Origin of the sequence: Serratia sp. root2, from assembly GCF_031931805.1 — a bacterium.
GTDB lineage: Bacteria > Pseudomonadota > Gammaproteobacteria > Enterobacterales > Enterobacteriaceae > Serratia > Serratia inhibens.
Genome location: NZ_JAUJXB010000009.1, coordinates 87,922 through 102,643, shown reverse-complemented (window position 1 = coordinate 102,643; position 14,722 = coordinate 87,922). Strand labels below are relative to the sequence as shown.

Annotated in this window: 12 protein-coding genes; 4 read left to right on the top strand and 8 right to left on the bottom strand. The window is 57.5% G+C overall.

From position 1 onward, the window contains the following. Positions 1-12 precede the first annotated feature (12 nt). A complete protein-coding gene (locus tag QZQ97_RS23865; protein ID WP_311995446.1) occupies positions 13-1,413 on the bottom strand; it encodes a nucleobase:cation symporter-2 family protein in 1,401 nt (466 codons plus the stop codon). Positions 1,414-1,654: 241 nt separating this feature from the next. Here QZQ97_RS23865 and gltS point away from each other — a divergent pair, with 241 nt between their 5' ends. After that, positions 1,655-2,866, top strand: coding sequence for a sodium/glutamate symporter (gene gltS / locus QZQ97_RS23860; protein ID WP_311995445.1), 1,212 nt, complete (start codon positions 1,655-1,657; stop codon positions 2,864-2,866). A gap of 57 nt (positions 2,867-2,923) precedes the next feature. On the opposite strand, the gene recG is transcribed toward gltS, so the two are convergent. Genes recG through gmk form a run of 5 tightly spaced genes read right to left on the bottom strand, consistent with a single transcriptional unit; the run spans position 2,924 to position 8,786 of the window. Then, complete coding sequence (gene recG / locus QZQ97_RS23855) at positions 2,924-5,005, bottom strand: ATP-dependent DNA helicase RecG (protein WP_311995459.1); 2,082 nt, start codon at positions 5,003-5,005, stop codon at positions 2,924-2,926. Continuing rightward, the gene (trmH, locus tag QZQ97_RS23850; protein ID WP_311995444.1) at positions 5,002-5,697 is read right to left on the bottom strand and encodes a tRNA (guanosine(18)-2'-O)-methyltransferase TrmH; all 696 of its coding nucleotides are present in this window, start codon (positions 5,695-5,697) and stop codon (positions 5,002-5,004) included. Before trmH ends, recG begins: the two co-directional genes overlap by 4 nt. Positions 5,698-5,702: 5 nt before the next feature. Next, on the bottom strand, positions 5,703-7,814 hold the full coding sequence (gene spoT, locus QZQ97_RS23845) for a bifunctional GTP diphosphokinase/guanosine-3',5'-bis pyrophosphate 3'-pyrophosphohydrolase (RefSeq protein ID WP_006320163.1): 2,112 nt from the start codon (positions 7,812-7,814) through the stop codon (positions 5,703-5,705). Between the two features lie 18 nt (positions 7,815-7,832). Further along, on the bottom strand, positions 7,833-8,108 hold the full coding sequence (gene rpoZ, locus QZQ97_RS23840) for a DNA-directed RNA polymerase subunit omega (RefSeq protein WP_004953385.1): 276 nt from the start codon (positions 8,106-8,108) through the stop codon (positions 7,833-7,835). A 54-nt stretch (positions 8,109-8,162) separates the two neighbouring features. Next, entirely contained in the window at positions 8,163-8,786 is a 624-nt protein-coding gene (gene gmk / locus QZQ97_RS23835; protein WP_311995443.1) for a guanylate kinase, read from the bottom strand. Between the two features lie 284 nt (positions 8,787-9,070). Here gmk and ligB point away from each other — a divergent pair, with 284 nt between their 5' ends. Continuing rightward, entirely contained in the window at positions 9,071-10,774 is a 1,704-nt protein-coding gene (gene ligB, locus QZQ97_RS23830; protein ID WP_442995496.1) for an NAD-dependent DNA ligase LigB, read from the top strand. A gap of 7 nt (positions 10,775-10,781) precedes the next feature. Here the strand turns inward: ligB and QZQ97_RS23825 are convergent, their stop codons facing one another. Next, positions 10,782-12,341, bottom strand: coding sequence for an MFS transporter (locus tag QZQ97_RS23825; RefSeq protein ID WP_311995441.1), 1,560 nt, complete (start codon positions 12,339-12,341; stop codon positions 10,782-10,784). Between the two features lie 116 nt (positions 12,342-12,457). On the opposite strand from QZQ97_RS23825, the gene QZQ97_RS23820 reads away from it, so the two are divergent. Then, positions 12,458-13,351 carry a LysR family transcriptional regulator gene (locus QZQ97_RS23820; protein WP_311995440.1) on the top strand — a complete coding sequence of 298 codons (894 nt, stop codon included), beginning with the start codon at positions 12,458-12,460 and terminating at the stop codon, positions 13,349-13,351. A gap of 6 nt (positions 13,352-13,357) precedes the next feature. Here the strand turns inward: QZQ97_RS23820 and QZQ97_RS23815 are convergent, their stop codons facing one another. Beyond that, positions 13,358-13,975: a trimeric intracellular cation channel family protein gene (locus QZQ97_RS23815; protein WP_006320142.1), complete on the bottom strand. Its 618-nt coding sequence runs from the start codon at positions 13,973-13,975 to the stop codon at positions 13,358-13,360. A gap of 292 nt (positions 13,976-14,267) precedes the next feature. On the opposite strand from QZQ97_RS23815, the gene QZQ97_RS23810 reads away from it, so the two are divergent. Further along, positions 14,268-14,702: a DUF3574 domain-containing protein gene (locus tag QZQ97_RS23810; RefSeq protein ID WP_311995439.1), complete on the top strand. Its 435-nt coding sequence runs from the start codon at positions 14,268-14,270 to the stop codon at positions 14,700-14,702. Positions 14,703-14,722: the final 20 nt, after the last annotated feature.

Here is a 14,722-nt window from a genome sequence, read left to right as displayed (position 1 = left end):
CAGCGCGGCGGATTATGGCTTCTCGTGTTCGTGTGGGAACACCAGGTTAAGCACGATGGCGGTGATGCCGCCGGCGGCAATGCCGGAAGAGAGCAGGGTTTTCAGCCAGTCGGGCGCGAACTGCAGGATCAGCGGTTGCTGGGATACGCCCATGCCGACGGCCAGCGACAGTGCCATGATCATGATCGCGCGGCGGTTCAGCCTTTCGCGTGACACGATGCGCACGCCGGAGGCGGCTATGGTGCCGAACATTACCAGGGTAGCGCCGCCAAGCACGGGTTCAGGAATATGTTGCACGAAACCGGCCACCGCCGGGAACAAGCCCAGCGCGATCAGCATCAGCGCCACCACAAAGCCGACGTAACGGCTGGCAACCCCGGTCAGTTGGATCACGCCGTTGTTCTGACCAAAGCAGGAGTTGGGGAAGGTGTTGAACACCGCCGACAGCATCGAGTTCAGGCCGTTGGCCAGCACGCCACCCTTCAGGCGCTTCATATACAGCGGGCCGCTGACCGGCTGTTCCGACACGTCTGAGGTGGCGGTGATGTCGCCGATGGTTTCCAGCGAGGTCACCATAAAGATCAGCATCAGCGGCAGCAGCAGGTTCCAGTCAAAGCCCAGGCCGTAATACAGCGGAGTGGGGAGAGTGATCGCCGCCGTATGGGGAACCGGTTGGCTTGCCGGCAGCATGTCCATCGCCCAGGCCAGCAGGTAGCCGACCGCCATGGCGATCACCAGCGAGGCGACGCGCAGGTACGGGTTGCGCTGGCGGTTAAGCAGAATAATCACCGCCAGCACCGCGCCGGCCAACAGCAGATTTTTCGGCGCGCCGAAGCTGCCCCCGTTCATCGCGGCATAACCGCCGCCGATGGAGGTCAGCCCGACCTGAATCAACGACAAACCGATAATCATCACCACAATGCCGGAGACCAGCGGGGTGATGATACGCCGCGCCAGGTGCAGCACGCGCGACAGGAGGATTTCGGTGCAGGAGGCGACCATCAGCGTACCGAACAGGGCAGCCATCATGGTGGGAACGTCGGCACCGCCGTTTTTCAGCGCCATCCCGCCCATAATCAGCGGTGAAACAAAGTTAAAACTGGTGCCCTGAATCGACAGCAGGCCCGAACCGACCGGCCCCCAGGTTTTAATTTGCAGAATAGAGGCCAGGCCGGAGGCAAACAGCGACATGCTGATAATGTGCTGAGTATCCTGCGCCGGCAGACCGAGCGCCTGACAGATCAACAGAGCCGGGGTGATTACCGCCACGAACATCGCCAGCAAATGCTGACCGGCGGCAAACAGCGTTTGCGGCAGCGGCGGGCGGTCTTCCAGGCGATAAATCAGCTCGCTGGTGTGGGAAGTGACGGAGGCTTTTTGCACTGCATCAAGCTCGGTGGATGGCATGGTCATGATGTGGCATTTCCAGAAACGGCAAAGCAGGCATTTTAATGATCCACCCCGCAAAAGCAAACGGTTGCGCTCAGAGATTACGCCAGGGATATCCAAGCTTATGTCGCATTTTCGTTCATTTTTTCTTGTCTTATCAGCATTTTTTACTTCTAATCCCGCACTCATCAAGTTTTAAAAACTAAGTGGTTTTCTATAACTTATTATTTCTTATTGGATCTTTTCCATTACAGGGAGTACCTGGATGTTTCATCTCGATACTTATGGCACGTTAGTCGCGGCAACGCTGGTTTTGCTCCTTGGGGGCAAATGCGTCAGAAGCATTCCGCTGTTGCGAAAATACACTATTCCCGCACCTGTCGCCGGAGGTTTGCTGGTGGCGCTCCTGTTGTTAGCCTTGAAAAAGTTTGCTAACTGGGAAATCAGCTTCGATATGTCGCTGAAAGACCCGCTGATGCTGGCCTTCTTTGCCACCATAGGTCTGAACGCCAACCTGGCGCGGTTGCGCGCGGGCGGCAAGGCGCTGATGGTATTCCTGTTTGTGGTGCTGGGCCTGTTGGTGGTGCAGAACGCCATCGGCATCGGCATGGCGAAAATGTTGGGCCTGGATCCGTTGATGGGCCTGATCGCCGGTTCAATTACGTTATCCGGTGGTCACGGTACCGGCGCAGCCTGGAGCAAGCTGTTCATCGAGCGTTATGGGTTTGAAAACGCCACTGAAGTCGCGATGGCTTGCGCGACTTTCGGCCTGGTGCTGGGCGGTCTGATCGGCGGCCCGGTGGCACGTTACCTGGTAAAACACTCCTCCACACCGGAAGGCACGCCGGAAGATAGCGTGCAACCGAGCGGTTTTGAAAAGCCGGAGAGCGGCCGGCTGATCACCTCGCTGGTGATGATCGAAACTATCGCGATGATCGCCATCTGTTTGAGCCTGGGGCAGTTTATTGCTGGCCTGTTGAATGGCACGGTGTTTGAATTGCCAAACTTTGTCTGTGTGCTGTTTGTCGGGGTGATCCTCAGCAATACGCTGGCGTTCAGCGGTTTTTATACCGTATTCGAGCGGGCGGTATCGGTGCTGGGCAACGTCAGCCTGTCGCTGTTCCTGGCGATGGCGCTGATGAGCTTGCGCCTGTGGGAACTGGCGTCGCTGGCGCTGCCGATGTTGGCGATTCTGGCGGTGCAGACGTTGGTGATGGCGCTGTATGCGATTTTCGTCACTTACCGGGTGATGGGCAAAAACTACGATGCGGCGGTACTGGCGGCGGGCCACTGTGGTTTTGGCATGGGCGCTACGCCAACGGCGATCGCCAATATGCAGGCGATTACCGATCGCTTCGGTCCATCGCACCTGGCGTTTCTGGTGGTGCCGATGGTGGGGGCGTTCTTTATCGATATCGCCAACGCGATCGTGATTAAGCTGTATCTGCTGTTGCCGGTGTTCCCGGCTGTGGGCTGAATAACGTTCAAGATATAAAGCAAGGGCGCCATTGGCGCCCTTGTTTCTGGCAGAGGGTCAGGCGTTGGAGTAGCGCGCTTTCTCCGGTAGCCAGCGTTCAATCAGGGCGCGGGCATGTTCCGGGTACTGCTGATGAATATGGCGGGCGACGCGTTGCACTTCCGGTATCATCGCCTGGTCGCGCAGCAAATCGGCCACCTTGAATTCCGCACTGCCAGTCTGGCGCGTGCCGAGCAGCTCGCCTGGGCCTCGAATTTCCAGATCGCGCTGGGCAATCACAAAACCGTCATTGCTGTCGCGCAGCACCTGCAGACGTTTCTGCGCCGTTTTACTCAGCGGGGTTTTGTACAGCAGCACGCAATGTGACGCCACGGCGCCACGGCCAACGCGACCGCGCAACTGATGCAGCTGCGCCAACCCAAGTCGCTCCGGGTTTTCGATGATCATCAGGCTGGCGTTCGGTACGTCGACACCTACTTCGATCACCGTGGTTGCCACCAACAGCTGTAACTCACCCTGTTTAAAGGCCTGCATTACCGCCTGCTTTTCCTGCGCTTTCATGCGGCCGTGAACCAGCGCGACTTTCAACTCGGGTAGCGCAGTTTTCAACTCTTCCCAGGTAGCTTCCGCCGCCTGCGCTTCCAACAGCTCCGACTCTTCGATCAGCGTACAGACCCAGTACGCCTGCCGGCCTTCTTCCATACAGGCGCTTTTCACCCGTTGGATAATATCGGCACGCCGGGTGTCTGGAATGGCGACGGTGGTGACCGGCGTCCTGCCTGGCGGCAGCTCGTCGATTACCGAAGTATCGAGATCGGCATAGGCGGTCATTGCCAGCGTGCGTGGGATTGGCGTGGCGGTCATGATCAGCTGGTGGGCATGGAAGCCTTGCTCCTCGCCCTTTTCCCACAGAGCAAGCCGCTGGTGCACGCCAAACCGGTGTTGTTCGTCGATGATCACCAGCGCCAGTCCGGAAAACTGCACCTGTTCCTGGAAGATGGCGTGCGTACCGACCACCATCGACACTTTTCCGCTGGCGATCGCTTCCTGTTGCGCAGCACGAGCCTTGCCTTTTTGCTTGCCGGCCAGCCAGCCGACTTCAAGCCCCAGCGGTTCAAACCACTGGCGGAAGTTATTGGCATGTTGTTCGGCCAGCAGCTCGGTGGGCGCCATCAATGCCACCTGTTTGCCGTGGGCGATGGCGCGTAGCGCCGCCAGTGCCGCCACCAGCGTTTTGCCTGAGCCGACATCACCTTGAACCAGCCGCATCATCGGGAAGCCTTTTTGCATATCGGCTTCGATATCGGCCACCACGCGATCTTGCGCGCCGGTCGGTGCGAATGGCAATTCGGCAAGAAACCGTTTTTTCAGACGGTCATCCGGCATCAGCGGCAGCGCCTGATAACTTTGCGCCCCGGCGCGCACCGCCAACATGCTGAGGTTATGCGCCAGCAGTTCTTCCAGGATCAGGCGTTTTTGCGCCGGATGCTTGCCCTGCTCCAAATCTTCCAGCTGGATATCCGGCGGTGGGCGGTGCAGGGTGTGCAGCGCCTGCGGTAGGCTCATCAGCCCGCCACTGAGTTCCGGTGGCAGCAGTTCGGCGATGGCGCAGGTGTCCAGCAGCTCCAGAGCCTGATCGGTCAGCTTGCGCAGCGTGGCCTGCCTGATGCCTTCGGTGGTCGGATAAACCGGCGTCAGTGATTCCTGCAGCTCAACCTCGCTGCTTTCCCCCTGAATGCGGTATTCCGGGTGGATGATTTCTGCGCCGTGGTTGCCGCGTTTGATCTCACCGTAAGCGGTGACGCGCCGGCCTGCGGCCAGGCTGTTTTTCATCGCCGCGTTGAAGTTAAAGAAACGCATGGTGAGCAGGCCGGTGCCGTCGCTGATCTGGCAGGTCAGCATACGCCGACGACCAAAACTGATATCACTGCGCAGTACTTCGCCTTCCACCGTGGCAAAAATGCCCGGCAGCAGGTCGTTGATCGGATAGAGACGGGTGCGGTCTTCATAACGCAGCGGGAGGTGCAGCAGCAGGTCCTGAATGGTTTCCAGGCCAATTTTTGCCAGTTTTCCCGCCTGGCTGGCTCCAACCCCGGAAAGCGTGGTGAGAGGGACGGCGTCCAGCAGGCGGCCTTTCATCGGCGTACCGTTGCCTGCATGGTTGCCCACCATTCGGCGTTGGCGACCACCTGACCCTGTTGGTCAATCTGCGGACGCGGCAGCCCTTTGCGCTTGGCGACGTTGGCCAGCACCGGGTAACCGCCCTCGAACAGCAGGCGTTGCTGTTCTTCTTCGTCCAGCGCGCTGTGGGTGCGCAGGTACATGCCGGCGTTGTGGCGTTGGCGCTGCGCTTCGTACAGGATCAAGGCGGAGGCGACCGACACGTTGAGGGATTGCACCATGCCGATCATCGGAATGATGATGTCCTGGTCGGCCAGGGCCAGCGCTTCTTCGGTGATACCGGTTTTTTCCTGACCTAGTAGCACGCAGGTTGGGCGGGTGTAATCCACCTCGCGGAAATCAACCGCGCGGGCGGAAAGGTGGGTCGCCAGAATCTGCATACCTTGATCTTTCAGGTGGGTCACAGCGTCAGAGATGGTGCGGTGGGTTTTTACATTGACCCAGCTGTTGCTGCCGGCCGCGGAGGAAACCAGGGTACGCATGCGTGAGGTCGGCCACACGGCATGCACCTGATGCACGCCGACGGCGTCGGCGGTGCGGATAATGGCGGAGACGTTATGCGGTTTGTGTACCTGTTCCAGGCAAACCGTCAGATCCGGCTGCCGGGTTGCCAGCATTTCACAAATCCGCGCATAGCGTTCAGGGCTCATAGGCGCTAATTTCGGTTACGGTTAACTTTAATCACATCCGGCATGATACGGATTTTACGCATAATATTTGCCAGATGGATGCGATCGCGGGTGGTCAGGCGGATAAAGGCGCTATAAACCCGGCCGTCTTTCTCTTCGGTATTCAGGCTCTGAATATTGGACTCGGCCGCGTTGATGGCCGCCGTCAGGTTGGCCAGCGCGCCCTGATGGTTAAACATGTCCACTTTGATCTCGGCGATGAATTCCTGCTCGATGTCCTTATCCCACTCTACCGCCATGAATTTCTCTGGCTCTTTCTGGTAGCCGCGGATGTTTCGGCAGGATTCATGGTGGATCACCAGCCCTTTGCCCGGGCTGACGTGGGCAATGATCGGGTCGCCCGGAATAGGCCGGCAGCATTTGGCGAAGGTGATCAGCACGCCGTCTGCGCCTTTTATCGCCAGGTTACGAACGCCGGAGGAGGTGCCCAGGTTGGATTGGTCACCTTGCAGGTTTTTCGCCACCACCACGCTCATGGCATTGCCGAGGCCGATTTCAGCCAGCAAATCATCCAGCGTTGCCAGCTTCATGCGATCCAGTTCGTGCTGGATATTTTCCGGTGGGATCTCTGCCAGTTTGCGGCTGCCGCCCAATGCATGGTTCAGCAAGCGGCGGCCGAGACCGACCGAATCATCGCGCTTGAGGTTCTTCAGCATCTGGCGGATTTTGGCGCGCGCTTTTGAGCTGACAACAAAATTCAACCAGGCGGCGTTTGGTCGGGCACCCGGTGCGGTGATGATTTCCACCGTCTGGCCGCTGCTCAGTGACTGCGACAGCGGATAGGGCTGGCGATCGACGCGGGCGCCAACGCAGGCATGACCGATATCGGTATGCACCGCATAGGCGAAGTCGACCGGCGTTGCGCCCGCAGGCAATTCAACAATGCGGCCTTCCGGGGTGAAAACGTAAATCTCATCCGGGAACAGATCGGATTTGACGCTCTCGATAAATTCAAATGAACTGCCGGCGCTTTGCTGCAATTCCAGCAAGCTTTGCATCCAGCGCTGGGCGCGGATTTGCGCGGTGGTGCCGGTTTCGCCCTGTTCTTTTTCTTTATAAGCCCAGTGCGCGGCCACCCCCATTTCTGCCATCTGATCCATATCTTCGGTACGGATCTGCACCTCAACCGGCACGCCGTGAGGGCCGATCAGGGACGTGTGCAGCGATTGGTAGCCGTTGGCCTTGGGAATGGCGATATAGTCTTTGACCCTGCCCGGGCGCGGCTTATACAGGCTGTGAGCCTGGCCCAGCACGCGGTAACAGGTATCGACTTCCTTCACGATCACCCGGAACGCGTAGATGTCCATAATCGAATGGAAACGCTGTTCTTTCAGGTGCATCTTGAGGTAGATGGAATACAGATGTTTTTCTCGCCCGCTGACGCGGCAAGGAATGCCGGCTTCGTTCAACCGGCCTTCGATCTCGGAGAGAATCTTTTGGATCATCTCTTTACGGTTACCGCGAGCGGCTTTCACCACTTCTTTGATTACACGGTAGCGGTTCGGGTACAACGCCTCAAAACCCAGCTCTTCCAGCTCGGTCTTCAGGTGGTGGATACCCAGGCGATGGGCCAGTGGGCTGTAGATTTCCAGGGTTTCGCGCGCGATACGCCGCCGTTTGTCAGGGCGCAGCGAACCCAGGGTACGCATATTGTGCGTGCGGTCGGCAAGCTTGATCAGCACGACGCGGATATCCTGCACCATCGCCATGATCATTTTGCGGAAGTTTTCCGCCTGGGCTTCTTTTTTATCCTGGAACTTCAGCTTGTCGAGCTTGGATACGCCTTCAACCAGTTCAGCGACGCTCTTGCCGAACAGCTGTTCCATATCCTGGTAGGTGGCTGGGGTGTCTTCGATGACGTCATGCAGTAGCGCCGCCATCAGCGTCTCATGATCGAGACGCATCTCCGCCAGAATGCAGGCCACGGCGACCGGGTGAGTAATGTAGGGCTCACCGCTGGAGCGTGTCTGTCCCTCGTGAGCATCACGTGCAACGAGGTATGCCTGTTTGAGGCGCTTAATCTGCTCCTCAGGCAGGTAACGTTGAATCAGCAGATTCAGGCTTTCAAACAGGTACAAGGCAGACTCGCAGTCTAATTAACGACGACCTTCAGCAATTGCGGTAACCGCTTGAATTTCTGCGGCTTCCTGCTCTTGCTGCTCCTGACGATCACGAACATCGAGGATTTGGCTGGTGATCAGGCCTTCTTCGATTTCGCGCAGCGCGATAACGGTGTACTTGTCGTTTTCTTCCGGAACAAGTGCATCTTTACCGCCAGTCTGGATTTGACGTGCCCGACGAGCAGCGACCAACACCAGGTCAAAACGGTTACCAATTTTCTCTACAGCGTCTTGAACAGTTACGCGTGCCATATTTGTGCTACTCCACAGGTGACGAAAAGACTGGGCATAATACTGAAACTGTCTTCAGTCTGCCAATAGTTTGCTGATTAAAGCGTCATGCCGCAGTAATTGCCGGCCTAAACGCAGGCGCTCGGCGCGAATAATGGTTTTCAGATCGGACAGGGCCAGATCGAAATCATCGTTCACGATTAAATAATCATACTCCGCGTAGTGCGTCATTTCCGCCACGGCTTGCGCCATGCGTTTGGCGATCACCTCTTCAGAGTCTTGCCCACGGCCACGCAGGCGGCGGCCGAGTTCATCCTTCGACGGCGGCAAAATAAAGATGCTGCGCGCCTGCGGCATTTTAGCGCGGATCTGCTGCGCACCCTGCCAATCGATATCCAGGAAGACGTCTACGCCGGTCGACAGCACCTGCTCAATGGCGGCGCGTGAGGTTCCGTAATAGTTGCCGAACACTTCGGCGTGCTCAAGAAACTCATCCTGCTCAATCATCCGGCGGAATTCATCTTTTGAGACGAAGAAATAATGCTCGCCGTGATGTTCACCCGGGCGGCTGTCGCGCGTGGTGTGCGAAACCGAAACCTGCGTGTCGTACAGCGGTTGCGTCTTTAACAAAGCCTGAATCAGACTTGATTTCCCTGCGCCACTGGGTGCAGAGACAATAAAAAGCGTGCCTTGAGCCATGATGATGTTCGTTGATAGCGGTTGATGTGCCAATAACAGCGGATGTGTATTTTCTCCGCACAGTATACACGGCTAACGCGTCGGGTGCAGCGTTAGCTCGCATTTTGCCCGTCGCTTTGTGCTGAAAAAACCTCTAAACGGCGGTTTTGCGCAGCAGATCGGTAAATTTCCGCGGTTTCATGCAACGTAATCTGCCTTTCTCGGGCCGCTCGGCAGATCGGGCAATTGACCGTTGCCGAAGCCTCGTCATCCGGTTTTACTGCCGGTTATCAGGGAGGTGAAGTATGCGAAAATGCGGAATGCGGATCGGAACGGCGCTGTTGGGCGGGTTGATGTTTTGTGGTGTGCTGCGGGCAGAAAGTTGCCCGGCGTGGCGACCGGAGCGGCTGCAACTGGAGATAACCACGTTAAAAAACCAGCTGGAACGCTGGGATGTGGCTTATTACCAACAGGGCGACAGTTTAATTGAAGATGGGGTCTATGACAGCCTGCGGCAAAAGCTGCAGCTATGGCATCGTTGCGCCGGGCTGGAAAGGGCTGAGGAGCCCAGACCGCTTTTACCTGCGGGTAAAACGCCTCACCCGGTGGCGCATACCGGTCTGCATAAATTGGCGGATTCTGCCGCCGTGGCCCAATGGCTGCGTGGTCGCAGCGATGTCTGGGTTCAGCCTAAGGTGGACGGCGTAGCCGTTACTTTGGTGTATCGCGATGGCGAGCTGGCGGCGGCTGTCAGCCGGGGAAATGGGCTGAAGGGGGAAGATTGGCTGGAAAAGGTGCGCGCTATTCCATCGATACCGGCAGCGGTGAAGGGCGCTCCGGCGACGTTGATTCTGCAGGGTGAGCTGTTTTTGATGGTGAACGATCATCAGCAAAAGCTTCATGGCGGCATCAATGCCCGAGCCAGGGTAGCCGGGGCGCTAATGAAAAACCGGCTTTCGCCGGTCTTGCAACAAATAGGCCTGTTTGTCTGGGCATGGCCGGATGGCCCACAAGAAATGACGCAGCTTTTACAGCAGCTTGCCGCAATGGGTTTCCCCCTCGCTTTGGCTTATTCACAGCCTGTGAGTTCACTGGAAGACGTGCGGCAATGGCGCGAGCGTTGGTATCGCGAAGCATTGCCCTTCGTCACGGATGGCGTAGTGATTCATCAGGCGCGGTCACCTTCGGGGCATTACTGGCAGGCAAAGCCCGGTGATTGGGCTGTTGCCTGGAAGTATCCGCCGGTGCGGCAGATTGCCAGGGTCAATGATGTCGAGTTCAGCGTAGGCCGCACCGGAAAGATTGCCGTGGTGCTGAAGCTTGATCCTCTCAGGATGGATGATAAATGGGTCTCGCGGGTTAACCTCGGATCGCTGCCCCGTTGGCGGCAGTGGGCGGTTGTGCCCGGTGACCAGGTGGCAATCAGCCTGATGGGGCACGGGATCCCGCGTCTGGATAAAGTAGTCTGGCGGGCCGCAGAAAGAGTAGAGCCTGATGCGCCGGCCGCGGAACGTTACCATTCTTTGAGTTGCTTTAGCTGGCTGCCGGAGTGCCGCCAGCAGTTTCTGGCCCGGCTGGTGTGGTTGGGCGGCCCACAGGGATTAGGTTTGCATGGCGTCAGTGAATCTACCTGGCAGGTGTTGATTGATCGGGGGCTGGTGCGGCATTTGCTGGATTGGCTGGTGTTGACGCCGGAGCAACTGATGTCAGCGCCCGGCATGGGGGAGAAACGCGGGCGTAGTATCCACCGGCAATTTCAGTTGGCGCGGCAACAACCCTTTGCTCGCTGGCTGATAGCGTTAGGCGTACCGCTGAACCTGCAACAAGCTCGGGCGTTGAAAAATTGGCCTCAGGTTCAGCAATTACCGGCTGGAGAGTGGCGGAAAATGACCGGGATTGGCGCGAGAAAGGCTGAGCAAATCGCCGGTTTTCTTCAACATCCGCCATTTCTGACGCTGGTCAGCACGCTGGAGGCACAAGAAATAACAGGTTTTGTCGGAACCCAGTGATGTGCTGTTACTCCGTAGATCTCTCGGCAAGTGAGTGTGCATCTGCCGTTTGTGGATGTGTGATTGGCGAGGGCGAGGCATGACGCAGGAAAATAAAAACGATGCCAGCTGAAATCGCCGTCGTTAGCGCCAGAATATACAGCAGATTATGAAATGCGGCTTCGTAGCCCTGTTTCAAGGCGGCAGTATCTGCGTTCAGCAATGCCGCAGCTTGCTGCAGGTCACCCATTGCCAGCCGGTGGGCACCGGCAGCAGCGTTGGTCAACGGGGAACCCGGTAGATGCCGTTCAACCAAGGCGGCCAGCAACGCGCCCACGATGGCAAGTGCGATACCTTCGCCCGCCACGCGGATAGTGCTGAAAATACCGGTGGCCATACCTGCGCGATCCTTCGGCACCACGCTGACTGCCAGGCCGTCCATTAATCCCCAGGGCAGGCTGATGCCGCAGCCAATGGTCAACAGCGGCAGGATCAATAGCAGGAAGGGCTGCCCAGGCGCATATTGCGCCAGCCATAACAGGCCTAAAGCGCAAATCAGCAGACCCAGGCTGGAAATTAGACCGGCGGAAAACCGGTGCGCCAACATGCCTGCCAGCAACGGCAATATCAGCATTGGCGCTGAGAGTGCGAACATAACGATACCCGCCTCCAGGGTGCCGTAACCTTCGATGCCAATAAAGCGCAGCGGGAGTAAAACCAGCAATACCACATAGGAATAGGCCGGGGCAGCCGCCAGAAACTGTACGCCGACGAAACGCGGATAGCGGAATAAAGACAGATCAAGCATCGGTCTGCGTACGCGTTTCTCGATCAGGATAAAGGCCGCCATGGAAAGTAAAGCGCCGCTGAACAGGGCTATGACTTCACGGCTGGCCCAACCGCTGTCGGGGGCTTGCAGTACGGCATAAGTCAGCAACGTAAGAGCCAGCGTAAAGGTGGCCGCTCCGGGCCAGTCGAGTTTGGCTGCTGCAGGATCGCGCGACTCATGCATATAGCGTATACCGGCGAACAGGGCTATGGCGCTGAGCAGCGACACGCTGATAAAAATCGCGTGCCAGCCAAAATGCTGTACCAAAAAACCGGCCAGCAGTGGGCCAAATGCCAGGCCGATGCCAAAAGTGGTTCCCAACAGGCTGAAGGCCTTGGCGCGTTCTGTGCCATCGAATACCTGAGCCAGGCCAGAGGTTCCTCCGGCAAACGCCGCTGCGGCGGCAATACCCTGCAGTGCACGTATCAAATCAAAGGCGATGATGTCCTGCACCATCAGCATAACCAGCGAGCTTAAGGTAAGCACCGCCAGGCCGCTGATGAACACGCGTTTTCGGCCAAAGCGATCGGCGAGTGCGCCGGCAATCATCAGGCTACAGCCAAAGGTCAGCATAAAGGCGTTGGTGACCCAACTGAGGGCGACTACGCTGCCCCCCAGGCTGGCGGCGATAGCGGGTAAAGAGACTGCCGGGCCGGTAAAGTTAATCGGCATGATCAACCCCGCCAGGCAGACGGAGAACAAAATCATCCAGCGCTGCGGATCGGGATACGGGTCTGGAAGGCGGTGAGGATTGTTCATGATGAGCTCCAGCGACAGTATTGTCGGTTGGGATGGATGATAAAGTGGATTCAATTGGCTAAAAATGGGGCTATATTCCACTCTTTAAGGACAATAACGCTCTAATTGGAGATCCTATGGACAGCCTCAGTGGCTTATTGGCTTTTGTGCGCGCTGCCGAGCTACGCAGTTTTGTCGCCGCAGGTGAACGGCTGGGCGTGTCCGCCTCTGCCGTCGGAAAAAGCGTGGCCAGGCTTGAGGAATCATTGGGCGTCAGGCTGTTTAACCGCAGCACCCGGCGCATCAATCTCACCGATGAGGGCGCGTTGTTTTTTGAACGCTGCCAACGCATCGTCAGCGAAATTGAAAATGCCGAAGCCGAAATGGCGAGGATCTCCGATGCGCCGCGCGGCAAGCTGCGCGTGAGCATGCCGGCTATCGGCTATCGAATGTTGGTACCTCTGCTTGCTGATTTCAGCGCGCTTTATCCCGAGGTTGAGTTGGACGTGGACTTCAATGACCGGATGGTAGATCTGATCGCCGAGGGAATCGACGTGGCTGTACGCAGCGGTGAGTTGGCGGATTCCCGGCTGATGGCCCGGCGGCTGGGGCCATTCCGGTTGATTCTGGCGGGTGCGCCCGAGTATTTACAGCGTCGGGGCGTGCCGCAAGGGCCGGAAGATTTGCTCAACCATGCCTGCCTGCGCTACCGCTACCCGGGGGGCCAGCAATTGCAGGAGTGGAGGTTGTTTGCCGATGGAAAGCCGGTTTCCCTGCGAATCCCGGTGACGCTGAGCTGCAACAGCATTGAAGCGCTGATCCACGCCACCCAGGAAGGATTGGGTATCGCTTACCTGCCGGATTTTACGCTGTGTCCGGCCGTTAACGCCGGGCAACTGGTGGCGGTGTTGGATCAACACACGCAGGAGCAGGGTTTTTTCTCTGCTCTGTGGCCGTCAAGCCGGCATATGCTGCCCAAGGTGAGGGTTTTTGTAGACTACCTGGCGCAGCATATGTTGCCTCTGAGGTGAGCCGTATTAATGGTCTGGATGCTGGTAGTTAAATACCGGTAGTCCCAGACGAAAGCGCAGGGCGATCAAGCGCGCGCTCAGGCCGGCGACCAACGTGATGATGACGACCAGATTGTGCGGCAGGCTGAAGTGTTGCAGGCCGATGTACAACCAGGCGGCGGCGAAGGAGATACCGGCATAGATTTCCTTCTGAAAAACCAGAGGGATGCGGTTGCAGAGCATATCGCGCAGCACGCCACCGAACACGCCGGTGATGACGGCCGCGATGGCGGCGATGATAGGGCCGTGGCCCATATCCAAAGCGACTTGAGCTCCGATGATTGAAAATACAATCAGGCCAACGGCGTCCAGCACCAGGAACAGGCGGCGCAAGTGGCGCATCAGAGGTGCTACCCAGGTAGTGACAATCGCGGCAATGGCGACAATCACGATATATTCAGGATGTTTGACCCACCCCAACGGAAAGTGCCCGAGCAGCATGTCGCGCACCGATCCGCCGCCAATCGCTGTGGCCGAAGCGATAATAATCACGCCAAACATATCCATCTGGCGGCGGCCGGCGGCCAGTGCGCCGGTCATGGCTTCGGCGGTGATGCCGATGATATAAAGAATGCTCAGTAACATAAGATATTCACAGGGTGGGCGGGAATGAGTGTAAGGCCGAAAGGGTAATCGCCGACGGGACAAGTTGCCACTGAGTTTTTCTAACCAATGCCAATTCGGATTAATTTAATTAATCTGACGGTGGTTTATCTGGCTTGTTATTAGCCTTTTTCAACCGTTCAATGCTCATACAAACATTAGATATTTCGTGTTAGTTTCTCTTGCTGACTATGCTTTTTGCATTCTATCTTTACGCCGTGCATCGGCGAGGCCTCTAAGGCCGATGACGGGGTTGTTCACCGAGGAATATGAAATGAAAAATACTCCCATGCTGGCGGCGGTCTTGGCGGCAGCCATACTGTTGAGCGGCTGTGTAGCAACGGCTCAGAATGCCGCGCAGCAAAAAACGAAGGTTTGCGGCACCGGAGATCCGATGGTCCAGACCACGCTTTATTTTGGTCTGAACCGCCCAACCGGGCCGGTGATTACCGCAGCAGAGTGGCAGGGTTTTGTCGATCGGCAGGTGACGCCGCGCTTTAAAGACGGCCTGTCGGTATTTGATGCCAAAGGGCAGTGGCTGGGCAATGATGGCAAGCTGGCACGCGAGAACAGCAAGGCATTGATGCTGATACATGCGCCGGGCCAAGACAGTGAAACCAGCATCGAGGCGCTGCGCAGCAGCTATAAGCAGCAGTTTGCGCAGGATTCGGTGATGCGCGTTGATGCGCCGGTGTGCGTTGCATTCTGAGGTTATCCCGGCCTGAGCCG

What these genes read in the sequence shown, in the direction of transcription:
- QZQ97_RS23865 (WP_311995446.1), bottom strand. Translation starts at nt 1,413, where the DNA reads ATGACCATGCCATCCACCGAGCTTGATGCAGTGCAAAAAGCCTCCGTC.
- gltS (WP_311995445.1), top strand. Translation starts at nt 1,655, where the DNA reads ATGTTTCATCTCGATACTTATGGCACGTTAGTCGCGGCAACGCTGGTT.
- recG (WP_311995459.1), bottom strand. Translation starts at nt 5,005, where the DNA reads ATGAAAGGCCGCCTGCTGGACGCCGTCCCTCTCACCACGCTTTCCGGG.
- trmH (WP_311995444.1), bottom strand. Translation starts at nt 5,697, where the DNA reads ATGAGCCCTGAACGCTATGCGCGGATTTGTGAAATGCTGGCAACCCGG.
- rpoZ (WP_004953385.1), bottom strand. Translation starts at nt 8,108, where the DNA reads ATGGCACGCGTAACTGTTCAAGACGCTGTAGAGAAAATTGGTAACCGT.
- gmk (WP_311995443.1), bottom strand. Translation starts at nt 8,786, where the DNA reads ATGGCTCAAGGCACGCTTTTTATTGTCTCTGCACCCAGTGGCGCAGGG.
- ligB (WP_442995496.1), top strand. Translation starts at nt 9,071, where the DNA reads ATGCGAAAATGCGGAATGCGGATCGGAACGGCGCTGTTGGGCGGGTTG.
- QZQ97_RS23825 (WP_311995441.1), bottom strand. Translation starts at nt 12,341, where the DNA reads ATGAACAATCCTCACCGCCTTCCAGACCCGTATCCCGATCCGCAGCGC.
- QZQ97_RS23820 (WP_311995440.1), top strand. Translation starts at nt 12,458, where the DNA reads ATGGACAGCCTCAGTGGCTTATTGGCTTTTGTGCGCGCTGCCGAGCTA.
- QZQ97_RS23815 (WP_006320142.1), bottom strand. Translation starts at nt 13,975, where the DNA reads ATGTTACTGAGCATTCTTTATATCATCGGCATCACCGCCGAAGCCATG.
- QZQ97_RS23810 (WP_311995439.1), top strand. Translation starts at nt 14,268, where the DNA reads ATGAAAAATACTCCCATGCTGGCGGCGGTCTTGGCGGCAGCCATACTG.